21 protein-coding genes are annotated in these 15,885 nt (G+C 46.9%); 20 read left to right on the forward strand and 1 reads right to left on the reverse strand.

Going from position 1 to position 15,885, the window contains the following annotated elements; translation table 11 throughout:
- Positions 1-20: 20 nt before the first annotated feature.
- Positions 21-977: a DUF1385 domain-containing protein gene (locus BXO87_RS13525; RefSeq protein WP_038459159.1), complete on the reverse strand. Its 957-nt coding sequence runs from the start codon at positions 975-977 to the stop codon at positions 21-23.
- A 221-nt stretch (positions 978-1,198) separates the two neighbouring features.
- On the opposite strand from BXO87_RS13525, the gene BXO87_RS13530 reads away from it, so the two are divergent.
- The 20 genes from BXO87_RS13530 to BXO87_RS13625 all read left to right on the forward strand — a co-directional run bounded on the left by BXO87_RS13530 (position 1,199) and on the right by BXO87_RS13625 (position 15,841).
- Complete coding sequence (locus BXO87_RS13530; RefSeq protein WP_029326080.1) at positions 1,199-1,729, forward strand: YqhR family membrane protein; 531 nt, start codon at positions 1,199-1,201, stop codon at positions 1,727-1,729.
- 131 nt (positions 1,730-1,860) lie between these two features.
- Entirely contained in the window at positions 1,861-2,922 is a 1,062-nt protein-coding gene (locus BXO87_RS13535; protein WP_032874041.1) for a M24 family metallopeptidase, read from the forward strand.
- Positions 2,923-2,946: 24 nt separating this feature from the next.
- The gene (efp, locus tag BXO87_RS13540; RefSeq protein WP_003153123.1) at positions 2,947-3,504 is read left to right on the forward strand and encodes an elongation factor P; all 558 of its coding nucleotides are present in this window, start codon (positions 2,947-2,949) and stop codon (positions 3,502-3,504) included.
- A gap of 147 nt (positions 3,505-3,651) precedes the next feature.
- Positions 3,652-3,933 (forward strand): YqhV family protein, encoded by a 282-nt coding sequence (locus tag BXO87_RS13545; protein ID WP_003153124.1) that lies wholly within the window; start codon positions 3,652-3,654, stop codon positions 3,931-3,933.
- Positions 3,934-4,010: 77 nt separating this feature from the next.
- Positions 4,011-4,934 (forward strand): stage III sporulation protein AA, encoded by a 924-nt coding sequence (gene spoIIIAA / locus BXO87_RS13550; RefSeq protein ID WP_032874043.1) that lies wholly within the window; start codon positions 4,011-4,013, stop codon positions 4,932-4,934.
- Positions 4,928-5,443, forward strand: a complete 516-nt coding sequence (gene spoIIIAB, locus BXO87_RS13555) for a stage III sporulation protein SpoIIIAB (RefSeq protein WP_032874046.1) — start codon at positions 4,928-4,930, stop codon at positions 5,441-5,443. Before spoIIIAA ends, spoIIIAB begins: the two co-directional genes overlap by 7 nt.
- A 22-nt stretch (positions 5,444-5,465) precedes the next feature.
- Complete coding sequence (spoIIIAC, locus tag BXO87_RS13560; RefSeq protein ID WP_003153142.1) at positions 5,466-5,672, forward strand: stage III sporulation protein AC; 207 nt, start codon at positions 5,466-5,468, stop codon at positions 5,670-5,672.
- Positions 5,673-5,684: 12 nt separating this feature from the next.
- Positions 5,685-6,074: a stage III sporulation protein AD gene (gene spoIIIAD, locus BXO87_RS13565; RefSeq protein WP_071392571.1), complete on the forward strand. Its 390-nt coding sequence runs from the start codon at positions 5,685-5,687 to the stop codon at positions 6,072-6,074.
- 32 nt (positions 6,075-6,106) lie between these two features.
- Complete coding sequence (gene spoIIIAE, locus BXO87_RS13570; RefSeq protein WP_003153145.1) at positions 6,107-7,315, forward strand: stage III sporulation protein AE; 1,209 nt, start codon at positions 6,107-6,109, stop codon at positions 7,313-7,315.
- Between the two features lie 16 nt (positions 7,316-7,331).
- The gene (gene spoIIIAF, locus BXO87_RS13575) at positions 7,332-7,952 is read left to right on the forward strand and encodes a stage III sporulation protein AF (protein ID WP_003153146.1); all 621 of its coding nucleotides are present in this window, start codon (positions 7,332-7,334) and stop codon (positions 7,950-7,952) included.
- The gene (gene spoIIIAG, locus BXO87_RS13580; RefSeq protein ID WP_038464093.1) at positions 7,945-8,637 is read left to right on the forward strand and encodes a stage III sporulation protein AG; all 693 of its coding nucleotides are present in this window, start codon (positions 7,945-7,947) and stop codon (positions 8,635-8,637) included. The genes spoIIIAF and spoIIIAG overlap by 8 nt, the downstream gene beginning before the upstream one ends.
- Positions 8,638-8,640: 3 nt before the next feature.
- Positions 8,641-9,291 carry a SpoIIIAH-like family protein gene (locus tag BXO87_RS13585; protein WP_007408346.1) on the forward strand — a complete coding sequence of 217 codons (651 nt, stop codon included), beginning with the start codon at positions 8,641-8,643 and terminating at the stop codon, positions 9,289-9,291.
- A 153-nt stretch (positions 9,292-9,444) separates the two neighbouring features.
- Entirely contained in the window at positions 9,445-9,924 is a 480-nt protein-coding gene (gene accB, locus BXO87_RS13590; RefSeq protein ID WP_007612510.1) for an acetyl-CoA carboxylase biotin carboxyl carrier protein, read from the forward strand.
- Between the two features lie 14 nt (positions 9,925-9,938).
- Positions 9,939-11,291 carry an acetyl-CoA carboxylase biotin carboxylase subunit gene (gene accC / locus BXO87_RS13595; protein WP_007408348.1) on the forward strand — a complete coding sequence of 451 codons (1,353 nt, stop codon included), beginning with the start codon at positions 9,939-9,941 and terminating at the stop codon, positions 11,289-11,291.
- Positions 11,292-11,312: 21 nt separating this feature from the next.
- Positions 11,313-11,720, forward strand: a complete 408-nt coding sequence (locus BXO87_RS13600; protein ID WP_003153156.1) for an Asp23/Gls24 family envelope stress response protein — start codon at positions 11,313-11,315, stop codon at positions 11,718-11,720.
- Between the two features lie 264 nt (positions 11,721-11,984).
- On the forward strand, positions 11,985-12,377 hold the full coding sequence (nusB, locus tag BXO87_RS13605) for a transcription antitermination factor NusB (RefSeq protein WP_007408349.1): 393 nt from the start codon (positions 11,985-11,987) through the stop codon (positions 12,375-12,377).
- A gap of 11 nt (positions 12,378-12,388) precedes the next feature.
- Entirely contained in the window at positions 12,389-13,240 is an 852-nt protein-coding gene (folD, locus tag BXO87_RS13610; protein ID WP_003153164.1) for a bifunctional methylenetetrahydrofolate dehydrogenase/methenyltetrahydrofolate cyclohydrolase FolD, read from the forward strand.
- Between the two features lie 123 nt (positions 13,241-13,363).
- A complete protein-coding gene (gene xseA / locus BXO87_RS13615; protein ID WP_015388015.1) occupies positions 13,364-14,710 on the forward strand; it encodes an exodeoxyribonuclease VII large subunit in 1,347 nt (448 codons plus the stop codon).
- Positions 14,707-14,961, forward strand: a complete 255-nt coding sequence (locus BXO87_RS13620) for an exodeoxyribonuclease VII small subunit (RefSeq protein ID WP_007408352.1) — start codon at positions 14,707-14,709, stop codon at positions 14,959-14,961. The genes xseA and BXO87_RS13620 overlap by 4 nt, the downstream gene beginning before the upstream one ends.
- Positions 14,951-15,841: a polyprenyl synthetase family protein gene (locus BXO87_RS13625; RefSeq protein WP_007408353.1), complete on the forward strand. Its 891-nt coding sequence runs from the start codon at positions 14,951-14,953 to the stop codon at positions 15,839-15,841. The genes BXO87_RS13620 and BXO87_RS13625 overlap by 11 nt, the downstream gene beginning before the upstream one ends.
- Positions 15,842-15,885 lie beyond the last annotated feature (44 nt).

Consider the following 15,885-nt stretch of genomic DNA (forward strand, 5'->3'; position numbering starts at 1 on the left):
AAAATAATAACGGTAACGGTTCAGATTACGTTGTGAGACGGTTTTTCGCTCTGTTCTGAAATGTCTTCCAGTCTGAGAAGCTCGTTAAAGCTTTCTATGGCAACCTCGACCTGGTCATCCGCCGGTTCCTTTGTCGTTAAAAGCTGCAGCCACAGGCCGGGATAACCGAGCACTTTCAAAACGGGGATATTCCGCACTCTGTTCGTCAGCTGGAGCACTTCAAAGGAGATGCCGAGAACGACCGGTATAAGCGCAATCCTGTCTAAAATCCGCACCCAAAGCGGATCTGTCGGAACGAGTAAATAGATGAACATGCCGACAATGATCGTAAATAAAATAAAGCTTGAACCGCAACGGTAATGAAGCCGTGACTGTTTCTGAACATTTTCTATTGTAATTGGCAAATTCTGTTCATAACAGTTTATGACCTTATGTTCGGCTCCATGATATTGAAACACTCTTTTAATTAACGGCGTCATTGATAAAAAATAAATGTAGCCGAGAAGCAGAATCAGCTTAAACAGACTTTCGATTCCGATCTGCGCGGCATCTGAGGAAAATACGGGCCTTACAAGCTCCGCTAAGAAGACCGGGACGAGCGTAAAAACGAATTTGCTGAACAAAAACGACAGAACGCCGATCACCGCCAGGCTGAAAAACATCGATAAGCCCGAACCCTTCTTATCTTCCTGCTCCAGCTTGGCGTCATCTTGAGGATCAAGCCCGTAACGTTCGCTGGAAAAGTTTAAATGCTTTGTGCCGTTGGCGCTCGCCTCAATGATGGCGATGATTCCCCGCAAAAAAGGAATCTTTTTTAAAGCCGAAAGCTTGGCGTTCGGCACTCTCGGAAGCTTGAAAAAATCAATGCTTCCGTCATTCCTGCGGATGGCGGTAACATAATTTTTTCTGCCGCCGAACATGACTCCTTCAACGACAGCCTGCCCGCCGTATGCAGGGGGCGTTTTTTGTTTGGACATTGTTTATCAACCTGCCTGTTTTCTTAGGATTTACTAACCATTTCCTTTCACTCTATTGTACAGGAAACCTCGGTAAAGCTCTAGTTAGACAGCCGGAAAATCAATGCTTTTTCTACTTGCAGTATACCCCGTTTCTTTAGATTTTACTCATTGAATGAAAATATGGCGCAGCTTTTTATGACTTTTCAATTTTGGGGCAGTCTATGACTGGAGGTGCCATGATGACAAGCGAAAAACATTCAGAACAGGAAGAAAAGAAGAAGCAGGATGATGATCAGCAGCCTGTTTCATTTACCGGCAGAATTTGCGGTATCGGATTTGCCGGCGGTGTATTTTGGAGTTTGATCGGCTATCTCGGGTATGTCTTTCATTTTTCAGAGATCAGCCCCAACATGATTCTTCAGCCGTTTATGATCGGAGAATGGAAAAAACAATGGCTCGGCACGATGGTCAGCATCGTTGTCATCGGGTTGATTTCAATTGCCGGAGCGTTCATTTATTTCGTGTGCCTGAAGCGTTTTAAAACCATGTGGCCGGGGATGGTGTACGGCGTCATTTTATGGTGTGCGGTTTTTTTCTTATTCAATCCGATTTTCGAAGATGTGAAATCCGTTACTGAATTGAAATCAGATACAATCGTGACGACGCTTTGCCTTTACATTCTGTACGGTTTGTTTGTCGGCTACTCAATTTCCTTCAACTACAATGAACTTACGTCAGACAAGCTTGCAAGGGCGCTTGGCAACAAGTGAATAAGTGTATAATCCCTGTCCGGTATGGTAAAATGTTCACGAGAAGTGAACATTTTTTATGCTGAAAACCGGGCGGGGATGCTCCCGCGTTGTCAGGCGGCAGTCAAGAATCGGCGAGGAGGAGAAAGGGAATGAAACTTGAGAAATTGCGAAATCTTTTCGGTCAGCTGGATATAGACGGAATATTGGTGACAAGCTCCGCCAATCTGCAGTATATGACGGGATTTACGGGTTCGTCAGGCCTTGCGGTCATATCGAAAGAACGTGCGGCATTTATCACGGATTTCCGTTACACCGAGCAGGCGAAGACGCAAGTGAAGGGTTTTGACATTATCGAGCACGGCGGAAGCTTAATCCAAACGGCTGCGGATACGATTCTTGAGTACGGCATTAAAAAACTCGGCTTCGAGCAAAACAGCATGACGTACGGAACATATGCATCCTACCAAGCTGTGCTGCAGGAAGCGGAGATGGTTCCCGTCGCGGATTCCGTTGAAAAGTTGCGCTTGATTAAGTCAAGTGAAGAGATTAAGATATTAGAGGAAGCTGCGAAGATTGCGGATGATGCGTTTGAACATATTCTGACGTTTATCAAACCGGGCATCTCAGAGATTTCAGTTGCAAACGAGCTTGAATTTTATATGAGACGTCAAGGAGCAGACGGCTCTTCCTTTGATATGATCGTCGCCTCGGGAGTCAGATCCAGCCTTCCCCACGGAGTGGCAAGCGGCAAATTGATTGAAAAGGGAGACTTGGTCACGCTCGATTTCGGCGCTTATTATAAAGGCTATTGTTCTGATATCACACGCACCGTCGCGGTCGGAGAGCCAAGTGATAAACTGAAAGAGATTTATCAGGTCGTATACGATGCCCAAGCGCTTGGTGTCCTGCATATTAAACCCGGCATGACGGGAAAAGAAGCGGACGCCCTGACGAGGGATCACATCACCGCAAAAGGCTACGGACAGTATTTCGGCCATTCGACAGGACACGGGTTCGGAATGGAAGTCCATGAATCACCGGGGCTGTCTTTCAGGTCATCGGCCGTTCTTGAGCCGGGCATGGCGGTAACGGTCGAGCCGGGCATATACATACCGGATGTTGGGGGCGCAAGAATCGAAGATGATATCATCATCACTGAGGACGGCAACCGGACAATTACGCATTCCCCAAAAGAATTAATTATTTTGTGATCGGAATATAGGAGGACATCAAACATGATTTCAGTTAACGATTTTCGTACAGGACTAACGATTGAAGTAGACGGCGGCATTTGGCGCGTCGTTGACTTCCAGCACGTAAAGCCGGGAAAAGGAGCGGCATTTGTCCGTTCTAAATTGCGTAACCTGCGCACGGGCGCTATTCAGGAGAAAACATTCCGTGCAGGTGAAAAAGTCGCGAAAGCGCAAATCGAAACAAAAACGATGCAGTATCTTTATGCCAACGGCGATCAGCACGTGTTCATGGATACAAGCTCATATGAACAGCTTGAATTGAACGAAAACCAAATCGAAGAAGAATTAAAATATCTTCTGGAAAATATGTCTGTGCACATCATGATGTATCAGTCTGAAACGCTCGGTATTGAACTGCCGAACACAGTTGAACTGAAAGTTGTTGAAACTGAGCCGGGAATTAAAGGCGACACGGCGTCAGGCGGCACAAAACCTGCCAAAACGGAAACAGGTCTTGTCGTAAACGTACCGTTCTTCGTGAACGAAGGCGATACGCTAGTTGTAAATACATCAGACGGCTCTTACGTGTCAAGAGCGTAGTCAAAGACATTCGGAGTCTGCTCCTTTTACGGGGCAGGCTTTTTTTGCGTTCTGCCTCAGAATCTTTCTTCTATATGAAAATAGTGAGACTACTTCCGTCAGCTAGAGCATATAGTGTAACAAAATGCTTGAAGTTGGGGGATTGCAATGAAATTTTTGTTTGGTTCAATCAATTCTACTGTTTTAACGATGGCCGGTTTACGAGTTTTGTCCTCGCTCATTGAATTATCGGCCGCTATTATCATGCTTTTGACAAACGACATCAGAAAAGCGGTTGTGGTGAATAGTATTTTGGCAATCGTCGGCCCGCTGATCTTTATCATCACGATGACGATCGGCATTTATCAGATTGCCGGACAGCTCTCATATGCAAAATTAATATTGATTTTTGCGGGAGTGGTGCTGATTTTGGCCGGTGTGCATAAATAGAGGGCCGGGGTGTCATAAAGTCTGTCCCGGATCATACATTTTAAAGAAGCCAATCGGTAAAAAAGGAGGAGACTCTATTGAATGAAATTACAGAGGTTCTCCCTGAATTATTGAGAGATGCCATCTCCGCCGTGCCCGAAGAAGCGAGGCGGGATACAGAAGAAATCAGAATCCGCGTCGACAGGCCGGTTGAACTGATCCGAAAAGGACAACCTTTGTATTTGTCATATGTGTGCACAGCCGGCGACGCACAGCTGATCCTCAGCCGGCTCAGCAATTACAGTATGTACACGCTGGAAGAAGAGCTGAAAAAAGGATACATCACAATCAGAGGAGGCCACCGTGTGGGGCTGGCCGGAAGAGTCATCGTCGAAAACGGAGCCGTCAAAGGACTCCGGGATATTACTTCTTTTAATATCCGAATCGCCCGGGAGAAGCTGGGGATCGCAGAACCGCTCATTCCTTTCTTATGGAAAGAAAACTGGCTGAACACGCTGATCATCGGTCCTCCGCAAACGGGGAAAACGACCTTGCTTCGTGATTTGGCCCGGCTTTCCAGCACCGGATCAAAACGCATTCCGGCGAAAAAGACAGGTATCGTAGATGAACGTTCGGAAATTGCCGGCTGCCTGCGGGGCATTCCCCAGCACAGTTTCGGCCGCAGAATCGATGTCCTTGATGCCTGTCCGAAGGCGGAAGGGCTGATGATGATGATTCGCTCTATGAGTCCTGATGTCATTATTGTTGATGAAATAGGGAGAATGGAAGACTCACAAGCGCTGCTGGAGGCGCTCCATGCGGGCGTATCCGTTATCGTATCTGCGCACGGGTGGAACATGAAAGACTTGGTCAAGAGGCCGTCGCTGAAAATGCTTTGGGAGGAAAACGTGTTTGACCGGTATGTTGAACTGTCAAGGCGCCGCGGTCCGGGAACGATCAGCAGGATGTACGGAAAGGACGGGGAACCTGTTCCGCATGCTGAAAGCGTGATGACATGCTGAAGCTTTTGGGTGCCGTGTTTATTCTGACAGCGACGACTTGGACCGGGTTTGAGATCGCCAAAATGTATATTGAAAGGCCGAGGCAGATCCGCCAGCTGCGCGCGGCGCTCCAATCGCTTGAAGCGGAAATCATGTTCGGGCATACACCGCTGCATACCGCCTCGGGACAAATTGCCGCACAGCTTTCCAAACCCGTATCGTTACTGTTTCAAGCTTTCAGCAGAAGGCTTGAGCAGGGAAGTGATTCCGCCAAAACGGCTTGGGAACAGAGCTTGAAACATAACTGGCCTTCCATGGCGATGAAAAAAAGCGAATATGATGTGCTGAAGCAATTCGGAGAGACGCTCGGGCTCCATGACCGTGTTTCTCAGCAGAAACATATCAAGCTTGCGCTTACACATTTGGAAGCGGCGGAAGCGGATGCCGGACGGGCGCAGGCGAAAAATGAAAAAATGGTGAAAAGCTTAGGATTTTTAGCCGGACTGTTACTCATTCTTCTATTGATGTAAACATGAGGGGAGCAAACATAAAATGGGAGTCGACGTAAATGTCATTTTTCAAATCGCCGGAGTCGGTATCGTGGTTGCGTTTCTGCACACCATACTTGATCAAATGGGAAAAAAAGAATACGCCCAGTGGGTGACGCTGCTTGGCTTTATCTATATTTTATTTATGGTGGCGACGATTGTCGATGACCTGTTCAAAAAGATCAAAGCTGTGTTTCTATTCCAAGGATAGGGGGGCTTACAGATTGAGATTGTTCAAATTGTAGGTTTAGGCCTGATCGCCACATTTCTCTCCCTGATCGTGAAAGAACAGAAACCGACTTTCGCGTTTATGATTGTCGTCTTCAGCGGCTGCGTGATCTTTCTTTATCTCATCGACCAGATTTACGACATTATCAGAATGATAGAAAAAATAGCCGTCAATGCAAATGTCAATATGGTCTATGTGGAAACCATTTTAAAAATTATCGGCATCGCCTACATCGCTGAATTCGGAGCGCAGCTTACAAAGGATGCGGGCCAGGGAGCAATTGCTTCGAAAATAGAGCTGGCCGGAAAAATTTTGATACTGGTAATGGCCGTGCCGATACTCACCGTCATTATTGAAACGATTCTCGGACTTATTCCTTCATGATCATAAATAAAATGGAAAGGGGGGCACAAAAAATGAAGCGCTTTCGGTGGGCGGGAGCTTTTTTGTTCATCCTCTTATTTTTTCAGACTGAATGTGTACAAGCTGCCGGAACAGACGGTGCGTCGCAGGAAACCGCAGTTCACCAAGAATCCGCTGATGAAGTGGCGAAAAAGCAGGCCGAAGCGCTGAAAACAGAAGGCATCGGAAAGTTTTGGGACGACATCATGACAGAATACGGCGGTCTTCTGCCTGAAAGCCAAAAGGGAAGCATCATCGACTTTATTAACGGTGAAAAAACGTTCTCACCGGAGGCATGGCTGAAGGCTTTATTTTCATACTTGTTTCATGAAGTGCTCGCAAACGGAAAGCTTCTGGGAACTTTGATTCTTCTTACCATTTTTTGTGTCATTCTGCAGCTCCTGCAAAATGCGTTCCAGCAGAGCACCGTCAGCAAAGTGGCTTATGCAATCGTCTACATGGTGCTGATTATTCTCGCTTTAAACAGCTTTCATGTTGCTGTCAATTATGCCAGTGAAGCGATCCAGACGATGACAAGCTTCATTCTCGCGCTCATCCCGCTTTTACTCGCGCTTTTGGCGTCTTCCGGGGGAGCCGTCTCCGCAGCTTTTTTTCACCCCGTTATTTTATTTCTGATGAATACGAGCGGCCTTCTCATTCAAAACATCGTCATGCCGCTTATCTTCCTGTCAGCGATTTTAAGTATCGTCAGCACGATGACGGATCAATATAAAGTCACGCAGCTTGCCAATCTGCTCAGAAATATTGCGATCGGCGCGCTTGCCGTATTCCTCACCGTGTTTCTCGGCGTCATCTCCGTACAGGGGGCCTCGGCTGCCGTGACGGACGGGATTACGCTCAGGACTGCAAAATTTATAACAGGCAATTTTATTCCCGTGCTCGGCCGGATGTTTACGGATGCGACGGATACGGTCATCAGCGCCTCGCTCCTATTAAAAAACACTGTGGGAATCCTCGGAGTCGGAATTTTGATCTGCATCTCCGCGTTTCCGGCGATCAAAGTGCTCTCGCTCGCTTTTATTTATAAGCTCGCGGCCGCTATTTTGCAGCCGCTCGGAGGCGGGCCCGTCATTACGTGCCTCGGTGTCATCAGCAGAAGCGTACTGTATATTTTCGCGGCGCTCGCCATCGTCTCTCTCATGTTTTTCCTCAGCATCACAGTCATTATTACAGCAGGCAACCTCACCATGATGATGAAATAAAGGAGGCCCATTGGATATGAGCTTTTTAACAGAATGGCTGACAAGCATTATTTTATTTATCTTATTCGCCATCGTCATCGACATGCTGCTGCCCAGCTCCAGTATGCAAAAATATGCAAAGATGGTTGTCAGCCTGCTGTTAATCATTGTCATGCTCAACCCGATATTCAAACTTTTCAAAACAGACCCGGAAATCATCTTCGATTATTTGACAAAACAAGAGCAATCTCAATCCGCTGATATAAAAAATCAAATCAAATCAGAAAAAAAAGAAATACAAGCATCAAACCGCGCATATGTTTTAGAAGAAATGGCTGTCCAACTAAAAAAGAAAGCGGAGGAGATGTTCAGTCATGACGAATACAAAATAGACGACATCCGCCTTACAGCGGAAGAACAGGTTCGTTCAGAAGAAGATGTAAAAACGATCAGCGTGTATATGGCCCCATCTTCTGAAAAAACCGTGCAAACCGTCGCACCGATCGACATCCGCACAGACCGCAAATACGAACCGGAAGGCGCAGCCGACAAAAAAGAGGCCGCAGACATCAAAGAAAAACTTGCGGATATATGGGAAATCGGCAGTGAGAAAATTACGGTTTATATGGAAGGCGGGGAGAAAAACGGCCATGAATAAAAACGGACTATGGACCATACTCAAAAAACAGCTGATGATCGGACAGGCGAAAGACGGAGAAAAACCAAAACTGACAAAATATCATTACTTTCTGTTCGTGTTTGTGCTCGGAGTATCTTTTATGCTGGTCAGCCAGCTGTTCTCTTCACCGGAGAAAACCGGGAAGGACCAAACGGCGCAGACCGTCATGTCCGGCCGAACGGAAGACAAAAGCGGGCAAAAAAGCGCACCCGTTTTTAAGGCATCGAAAGACAGCAGCGCCAAAACCACAATTGATGATTACGAAAGAGACTATGAAAACCAGCTGAAAGAAATCCTTGAAACGATTATCGGCGTGGAGGATGTCTCAATTGTCGTAAACGTAGACGCAACATCTTTGAAAGTGTTTGAGAAAAACAAAACGAAAAAAGACACCACCACTGAAGAAACCGATAAAGAAGGCGGCAAAAGAAGCGTAACCGATCAAACCTCTGAAGAACAAATTGTCATTATTCGAAACGGGGACCAGGAAACCCCGGTCGTCGTCCAGACGAAAAAGCCCGATATCCGCGGTGTACTCGTTGTCGCTCAGGGAGTGGACAACGTTCAAATAAAAAAAACCATCATTGATGCCGTCACAAGGGTGCTTGATGTTCCGAGCTACCGTGTAGCGGTTGCCCCTAAAAAAATCAAGGAGGATTCATAAATCATGCTGAAAAAACAAACGGTTTGGCTTTTAACAATGCTCAGTCTCGTCGTGGTATTAAGTGTTTATTATATTATGTCGCCGGAAAGCAAAAATGCCGTGCAGATGAAAAGCGAAAAAAGCAGCGGAGAAGTCGCCACTGAAAAAACGCCGGCTCCTGAAACGAAAGATAAGAGCGGAAGCGGCACGGAAAAAGAAGACGGAACAAAAGGAACGAAAGATTCTAAAGGCACAAAAGAGGATAAAGAAACATCAGCCGAAGCATCGGACAAAGACGGATCGGTCGCCACAGAAACAGCTGATGAAAACTTATTTACCGCATACCGCATGGAGCTTGAAGACGCGAGAAGCAAAGAAAGGGAACAGTTAAACAGCATTGTTTCAAGCGATGATGCGACCGCAAAGGAAAAAAGCGAAGCCTACGATAAAATGACGGCGCTGAGCAATGCTGAAGGGACGGAAAAACAGCTGGAAACGCTGATTAAAACACAAGGCTACAAAGATGCGCTCGTGGATGCTGAAGGAGACAAAATCAACATTACCGTCATGTCTGACAAACATTCAAACGCAAAAGCTTCCGCTATCATTGACCTGGTGGAAAAAGAAATCAAGACGATGAAAGACGTCGCCGTCACGTTTGAACCGACAAAGTAAGAGACCTGAAAAGCCCGCACCCGCTGCGGGCTTTTCTGATGTCATTTTAGATCAGTGTTGAATTTACACAAGCGCTCCTGTAAGATAAACATAGTATGTACTTTTAGTAGCAACCCATAAATTTCTATTTTTTATACATAGGAGTGGAAACTGATGTTAAAAATCAACGAAATTCATGAACTGATAAAAAGAATCGATGAATCTTCCATCGACGAATTTGTTTACGAAATTGAAGGCGTAAGCCTCAAACTGAAAAAAAATGAAGCGCCGGCAGTGAATGTAACGGGACAAGCCCAAGCCGTTCCCGCCGCTTACGCACCTGCTCCGCAGGCTGCAAAACCGGAAGCGCGTGAAGCCGCTCCTGCTCAGGAAGCGCCGAAACAAGACGAAAACCTGCACAAAATTACGTCTCCGATGGTCGGAACGTTTTATGCATCTTCATCGCCGGAAGCCGGCCCTTACGTAAACCAAGGTTCAAAAGTGAGCGAAAATACAGTTGTTTGTATCGTAGAAGCAATGAAACTCTTTAACGAGATTGAAGCCGAAGTAAAAGGAGAAATCGTTGAAGTGTTAGTTGAAAACGGCCAGCTGGTCGAATACGGACAACCTCTATTTCTTGTAAAAGCTGAGTAAGGAGACCTGCTATTATGATTAAAAAGCTATTGATCGCCAACCGAGGAGAAATCGCCGTCAGAATTATCCGGGCCTGCAAAGAGCTGGGCATTGAAACTGTAGCCGTTTATTCTGAGGCAGATAAAGACGCCCTGCATGTCCAAATGGCCGATGAGGCTTTTTGTATCGGGCCGAAAACATCAAAAGAAAGCTATTTAAACGTAACGAACATCGTCAGCGTCGCAAAGCTGACCGGCACGGATGCGATTCATCCGGGATACGGGTTTTTAGCTGAAAACGCCGACTTTGCCGAGCTGTGCGAGGAATTAAACGTAACGTTTGTCGGCCCTACGGCTGACGCCATTTCAAAAATGGGAACAAAAGATATCGCGCGCGACACGATGCAGCTGGCGGGCGTGCCGATTGTGCCCGGTTCAAAAGGAATCATAAAAAATACGGAAGAAGCGGTTTCGCTTGCAGGTGAAATTGGGTATCCTGTCATTATAAAAGCCACTGCGGGCGGAGGCGGAAAAGGCATCCGGGTCGCACGCACAGAAGAAGAACTGATCAAAGGCATTGAGATTACCCAGCAGGAAGCCGCTACGGCATTCGGAAATCCGGGTGTGTACATCGAGAAGTACATAGAAGATTTCCGCCATGTTGAAATTCAGGTGCTTGCGGATAATTACGGAAACACGATCCATCTCGGAGAGCGTGACTGTTCTATCCAAAGACGTCTGCAAAAACTTCTTGAAGAGTCACCGTCACCTGCGCTTGATTCTGAAATCAGGGAGCAGATGGGTGAAGCAGCGGTAAAAGCAGCGAAGGCCGTCGGTTACACGGGAGCCGGCACAGTAGAATTCATTTATGACTACAGAGAACAGCGCTACTACTTCATGGAGATGAACACGCGTATTCAAGTAGAGCACCCTGTCACAGAAATGGTGACGGGAACGGATCTGATCAAAGAACAGATCAAAGTGGCATCCGGACAGGAGCTTTCGCTCAGACAGGAAGACGTTGAATTTAACGGCTGGGCGATTGAATGCCGCATCAACGCTGAAAATCCTGCGAAAAACTTCATGCCTTCACCCGGTAAAATTAACATGTACCTGCCGCCGGGCGGACTCGGTGTACGCGTGGATTCAGCCGCATATCCCGGCTACTCGATCCCGCCGTACTATGACAGTATGATTGCTAAAGTCATCACATACGGAACAACGCGTGATGAGGCAGTCGCACGGATGAAACGCGCGCTGAGCGAATTCGTGATTGAAGGTATTGAAACGACGATCCCGTTCCATTTGAAACTGCTTGAACACGAAACATTTGTCAGCGGAGAGTTTAATACAAAGTTTTTAGAAACATATGATGTAATGGGCTCATAATTTTTGCGGGAGGTGAATTGAATGGAAGACAACAGTGTGCTTAAAATGGATCATGACGAGGCTCATTTAGGCAAGGTTGAAATTGCTCCTGAAGTCATTGAAGTCATTGCCGGCATCGCCGCTTCCGAAGTTGAAGGAGTTGCTGAAATGCGCGGCAATTTCGCCACGGGCGTCGTAGAACGCTTCGGCAAAATCAATCACGGCAAAGGCGTAAAGGTCGATTTAGCCGATGACGGGATTACCATCGACGTCTATTGCGTCGTTCAATTCGGGATCTCGATCCCGAAAGTGGCGGCAAGCGTTCAGGAGAATATCCGCCAAACCTTATTAAACATGACGTCTCTGACCATTAATGAAATCAATATTCATATCGTCGGCATTCAATTTGACACGAAAGCCCAAGAAGTCGAAATCGACGAAGAAATGTAATGAGCGTATAAAAACCAAGGGGATGGGCAGCCCTTTGGTTTTTTATACGTTTCCCGTCATTTCAGGCATGAAGAAAGCCGGCTTACAAACGGCAGCCGAGTTTCTTCATGCTGTGAAATCCGAATGAAATTAATACTGTTTGTGAAAATATTCGGCATTAGGGTGAAAAAACCTAAATTTCGACATGCGATTGAGAAAAAAATATGTTATGATCTCTTTAAGCTTAACGACAAGCGGATAAAGCGGATCTGAAGGAGAAAGAAAATGAAAAGAAGAACAGCTAGAGAAAAAGCTTTGCAGGCACTTTTTCAGATTGATGTCAGCGATATTGCACCGAACGATGCCATTGAGCACGCGCTTGATGGTGAAAAAACAGATGCCTTCTTTGAACAGCTGGTGTACGGAGTGATCGAACATCAGGTTCAGCTTGATGAAATGATTTCCGGCCATCTTGTCAATTGGAAGCTTGACCGGATTGCAAACGTAGACCGCGCGATCCTGCGTCTGGCGGTGTATGAAATGGTTTATTCTGACGACATTCCTGCTAACGTGTCATTAAACGAAGCAATCGAGCTGGCAAAACGGTTCGGCGACGATAAAGCTGCAAAATTCGTAAACGGGGTTCTTTCTAACATTAAAACTGATATCGAATCATAGGAGGAAAGAAAATGACTGCAACAATCATCGACGGAAAAGAAACGGCTAAAGAAAAACGCGAACAATTGGCAAAAGAAGTAGAAGAGCTGAAAGCACAAGGCGTAGTGCCTGGATTGGCGGTCATTTTAATCGGAGACGATCCCGCTTCTGTTTCATATGTGACAGGCAAGAAAAAAGCCGCTGAAACAATGGGAATGAAATTTAAGCTTGACCGCTTTGACTCAAGCTTAACCGAGGCGGAGCTTTTAACAGTGATTGATCAGTATAATCAAAATCCGGAATTCCACGGCATTCTCGTCCAGCTGCCGCTCCCGGATCATATTTCTGAAAAAGCCGTAATAGAGCGGATCTCCCCTGATAAGGATGTTGACGGTTTCCACCCCCTCAACGTCGGGAAAATGCTGCTTGGCGAAGATACATTTCTTCCATGCACGCCGCACGGAATTGTCGAGTTATTGAAAAAGACGAACGTAAATCTTTCCGGCAAAGAAGTTGTTGTAGTCGGACGAAGCAATATTGTCGGTAAACCGGTCGGCCAGCTGCTGCTGAACGAAAACGCGACCGTCACATATTGCCATTCCCGCACGAAAAATATGTCTGAGCATACGAAAAAAGCAGATATTCTTGTGGTAGCGGTCGGTAAAGCGAACTTCATCAAAGCCGATCAAATCAAAGAGGGCGCCATTGTCATTGATGTCGGCGTCAACCGTCTCGAAAGCGGAAAACTCTGCGGAGACGTTCAGTTTGATGAAGCGAAAGAAAAAGCATCTTTCATTACGCCGGTGCCGGGCGGAGTAGGTCCTATGACCATCACAATGCTTGCGCATAATACTGTTAAATCTGCCAGACGTACGTTATCATAGATAACCGGAGACAGTCACAAAAAGTGTGACAATGAGCACGATACCCGCTTCTTAAGGCTCCTTTCAGCCAGAGCGGGTTTTCTTAGTTTAGGGCAAAAAGCCTTTATGAAAGGAGTGCAGGATGTGAGTGAAGCGGCATATGTCACGGTTTCCGCGCTGACCAAATACATTAAACGAAAATTCGATGTGGACCCTCATCTTGAAGACATTTGGATTAAGGGTGAGCTCTCCAATGTTAAAATCCATACGAGAGGCCACATCTATTTTACATTAAAAGATGAGCATGCCCGCATGCAGGCCGTCATGTTTCAGAGGCAAAGTTCGAGGCTTGCGTTTAAGCCCGAAGACGGAATGAAGGTCATCGTAAGAGGCGGCATCTCCGTCTATGAACCGAGCGGAAGCTATCAGCTGTACGCGAAAGAAATGCAGCCGGACGGTGTGGGGGCGCTCTACTTAGCATATGAAGAATTAAAGAAAAAACTTGCCGGCGAAGGGTTGTTTGATGACCGGCATAAGCAGGCCATCCCCGCTTTTCCGGCCACGATCGGGGTCGTCACGTCACCGACGGGAGCAGCCGTCAGAGACGTCATTACCACACTCAAAAGAAGATACCCCCTTGTGAAAGTCATTGTGCTTCCCGCGCTCGTTCAAGGTGAAAATGCCAGCAGATCGATTGTGAAGCGCATTGAAGAAGCCAATGCACAAAAAATGTGTGACGTCCTGATCGTCGGAAGGGGAGGGGGTTCGATCGAAGAATTGTGGGCATTTAACGAAGAAATCGTGGCCCGGGCGATTTTTGCTTCCGCCATTCCGATTATATCAGCCGTCGGACATGAAACAGATTTTACAATCAGTGATTTCGTCGCGGATATCCGGGCGGCAACGCCGACAGGAGCGGCAGAAATCGCCGTCCCCCACACGACGGACTTAATGGAACGGACAAAAACGGCGGAAGTCCGCCTGACAAGAGCGATGCAGCAGCATATCAGCAAGAAAAAAGAACGGGTTCAATCGCTCCAGTCATCCTACGCGTTCCGTTTTCCGAAACGATTGTATACCCAAAAAGAACAGCAGTTTGACCTTTTGTATCAGCAGTTCCAATCACAGCTCACAGGGCTTACGGACATGAAACAAAGGCAGCTGGAGCGGAATACGTACAGATTAACGGCGCTCCACCCTGAAACCCAGCTGAAACAGGCGAAAAAACGGTACGAGGAGCGCTCAAATCAGCTCGCCCGAAGCATGAATGTCCAGCTGAAGCAGCTTCATTCGCAGTTTCAGACGGTTCTTGGTAAACTGAATGCATTAAGTCCCCTTCAGGTGATGGAGAGAGGATATAGTCTGGCCTATAAAGACAAAGAGCTGATCAAAAGCGTTGATCAAGTGGAACAAAATGATACGCTAGAAGTAAAGATGACAGACGGCGTTCTGACGTGTGAAGTATTGCAAAAGAGAGGCGAACGAAAATGACAGAAACCAAAAAAAGTGAAGAGCTGACATTTGAAGAGGCGATGAAAGGCCTTGAAGGCATTGTGGCAAAGCTTGAAGAAGGAGACGTGCCGCTGGAGCAGGCGATTAATTATTTTCAGGAAGGGATGGCCCTTTCAAAAATGTGCCATGAAAAGCTTCAGCATGTCGAAAAGCAAATGGACTTTATTTTAAAAGATAACGGAGAACTTGCACCTTTCAGCGTTCAGGAGGAAGACGAAGGTGACAAATAAACTGGACGCATTTTTAGCATCGCGCAAACAACTGATTGAACAGCAGCTTTCTTTGTATACAGAACGGCTTGCGATGCCTGAAACCCTCAAAAAATCTATGCTGTATTCTTTGGAAGCGGGCGGTAAGAGGCTGCGCCCCCTCGTCGTCTTAGCCGTTCTGAATGCTTACGGAAAAGATGAAAAGGACGGGATTCCGGTCGGATGCGCTGTCGAAATGATTCATACGTATTCCTTAATCCATGATGATCTTCCTTGCATGGACGATGATGATCTGCGCCGGGGAAAGCCCACAAACCATAAAGTCTTCGGAGAAGCGGCGGCCGTATTGGCCGGAGACGGGCTTCTGACAGAAAGCTTTAAATTGATCACATCTCATGTGTCTGAGGCGGTTTCAGCAGAAAAACGGCTCCGTCTCGTCGATGAGCTGATCAGCGCGGCGGGAACGGAAGGAATGGTCGGCGGACAGGCTGCCGACATGGAAGCGGAACAAAAGCGGATAACGCTTGAGGAGCTGGAATCCATCCACGAGCGGAAAACGGCCAAGCTCCTCGGTTTTTCCGTGACGGCGGGCGCCATTTTGGCAGATGCGCCGGAGGATGAAGTCGAAAAGCTCCGTTTGTTCAGCAGCCATATCGGCATCGGATTTCAAATCAGAGACGACATCCTTGATATTGAAGGGCATGAGGAGAGGATCGGCAAACCGGTCGGCTCAGACACGTCGAACGAAAAATCAACGTATCCGTCGCTTTTAACGCTTGAAGGCGCGAAAGAAAAGCTTGCGTATCATATCAGCGAGGCGAAACAGATTATCAGCGGCCTTTCTCTTCAGAAAGAATTGCTGCATGACCTCTGTGATTTAATCGCGGCGAGAGATCATTAAAAACGGTCCTGATTTGAAGGGGCTGCCGCTCCTATGGTAAAATG

This window comes from Bacillus sp. GZB (assembly GCF_001975995.1).
In the GTDB taxonomy this organism is placed as follows: domain Bacteria; phylum Bacillota; class Bacilli; order Bacillales; family Bacillaceae; genus Bacillus; species Bacillus velezensis.

Excerpts from the sequence above, each read along its gene's own strand:
- spoIIIAF (WP_003153146.1), top strand. The coding sequence starts at position 7,332 with ATGAGCTTTTTAACAGAATGGCTGACAAGCATTATTTTATTTATCTTA.
- spoIIIAB (WP_032874046.1), top strand. The coding sequence starts at position 4,928 with ATGCTGAAGCTTTTGGGTGCCGTGTTTATTCTGACAGCGACGACTTGG.
- BXO87_RS13620 (WP_007408352.1), top strand. The coding sequence starts at position 14,707 with ATGACAGAAACCAAAAAAAGTGAAGAGCTGACATTTGAAGAGGCGATG.
- nusB (WP_007408349.1), top strand. The coding sequence starts at position 11,985 with ATGAAAAGAAGAACAGCTAGAGAAAAAGCTTTGCAGGCACTTTTTCAG.
- spoIIIAC (WP_003153142.1), top strand. The coding sequence starts at position 5,466 with ATGGGAGTCGACGTAAATGTCATTTTTCAAATCGCCGGAGTCGGTATC.
- folD (WP_003153164.1), top strand. The coding sequence starts at position 12,389 with ATGACTGCAACAATCATCGACGGAAAAGAAACGGCTAAAGAAAAACGC.
- BXO87_RS13585 (WP_007408346.1), top strand. The coding sequence starts at position 8,641 with ATGCTGAAAAAACAAACGGTTTGGCTTTTAACAATGCTCAGTCTCGTC.
- BXO87_RS13545 (WP_003153124.1), top strand. The coding sequence starts at position 3,652 with ATGAAATTTTTGTTTGGTTCAATCAATTCTACTGTTTTAACGATGGCC.
- BXO87_RS13600 (WP_003153156.1), top strand. The coding sequence starts at position 11,313 with ATGGAAGACAACAGTGTGCTTAAAATGGATCATGACGAGGCTCATTTA.
- BXO87_RS13530 (WP_029326080.1), top strand. The coding sequence starts at position 1,199 with ATGACAAGCGAAAAACATTCAGAACAGGAAGAAAAGAAGAAGCAGGAT.
- BXO87_RS13525 (WP_038459159.1), bottom strand. The coding sequence starts at position 977 with ATGTCCAAACAAAAAACGCCCCCTGCATACGGCGGGCAGGCTGTCGTT.
- spoIIIAG (WP_038464093.1), top strand. The coding sequence starts at position 7,945 with ATGAATAAAAACGGACTATGGACCATACTCAAAAAACAGCTGATGATC.
- spoIIIAE (WP_003153145.1), top strand. The coding sequence starts at position 6,107 with ATGAAGCGCTTTCGGTGGGCGGGAGCTTTTTTGTTCATCCTCTTATTT.
- BXO87_RS13535 (WP_032874041.1), top strand. The coding sequence starts at position 1,861 with ATGAAACTTGAGAAATTGCGAAATCTTTTCGGTCAGCTGGATATAGAC.
- accC (WP_007408348.1), top strand. The coding sequence starts at position 9,939 with ATGATTAAAAAGCTATTGATCGCCAACCGAGGAGAAATCGCCGTCAGA.
- efp (WP_003153123.1), top strand. The coding sequence starts at position 2,947 with ATGATTTCAGTTAACGATTTTCGTACAGGACTAACGATTGAAGTAGAC.
- accB (WP_007612510.1), top strand. The coding sequence starts at position 9,445 with ATGTTAAAAATCAACGAAATTCATGAACTGATAAAAAGAATCGATGAA.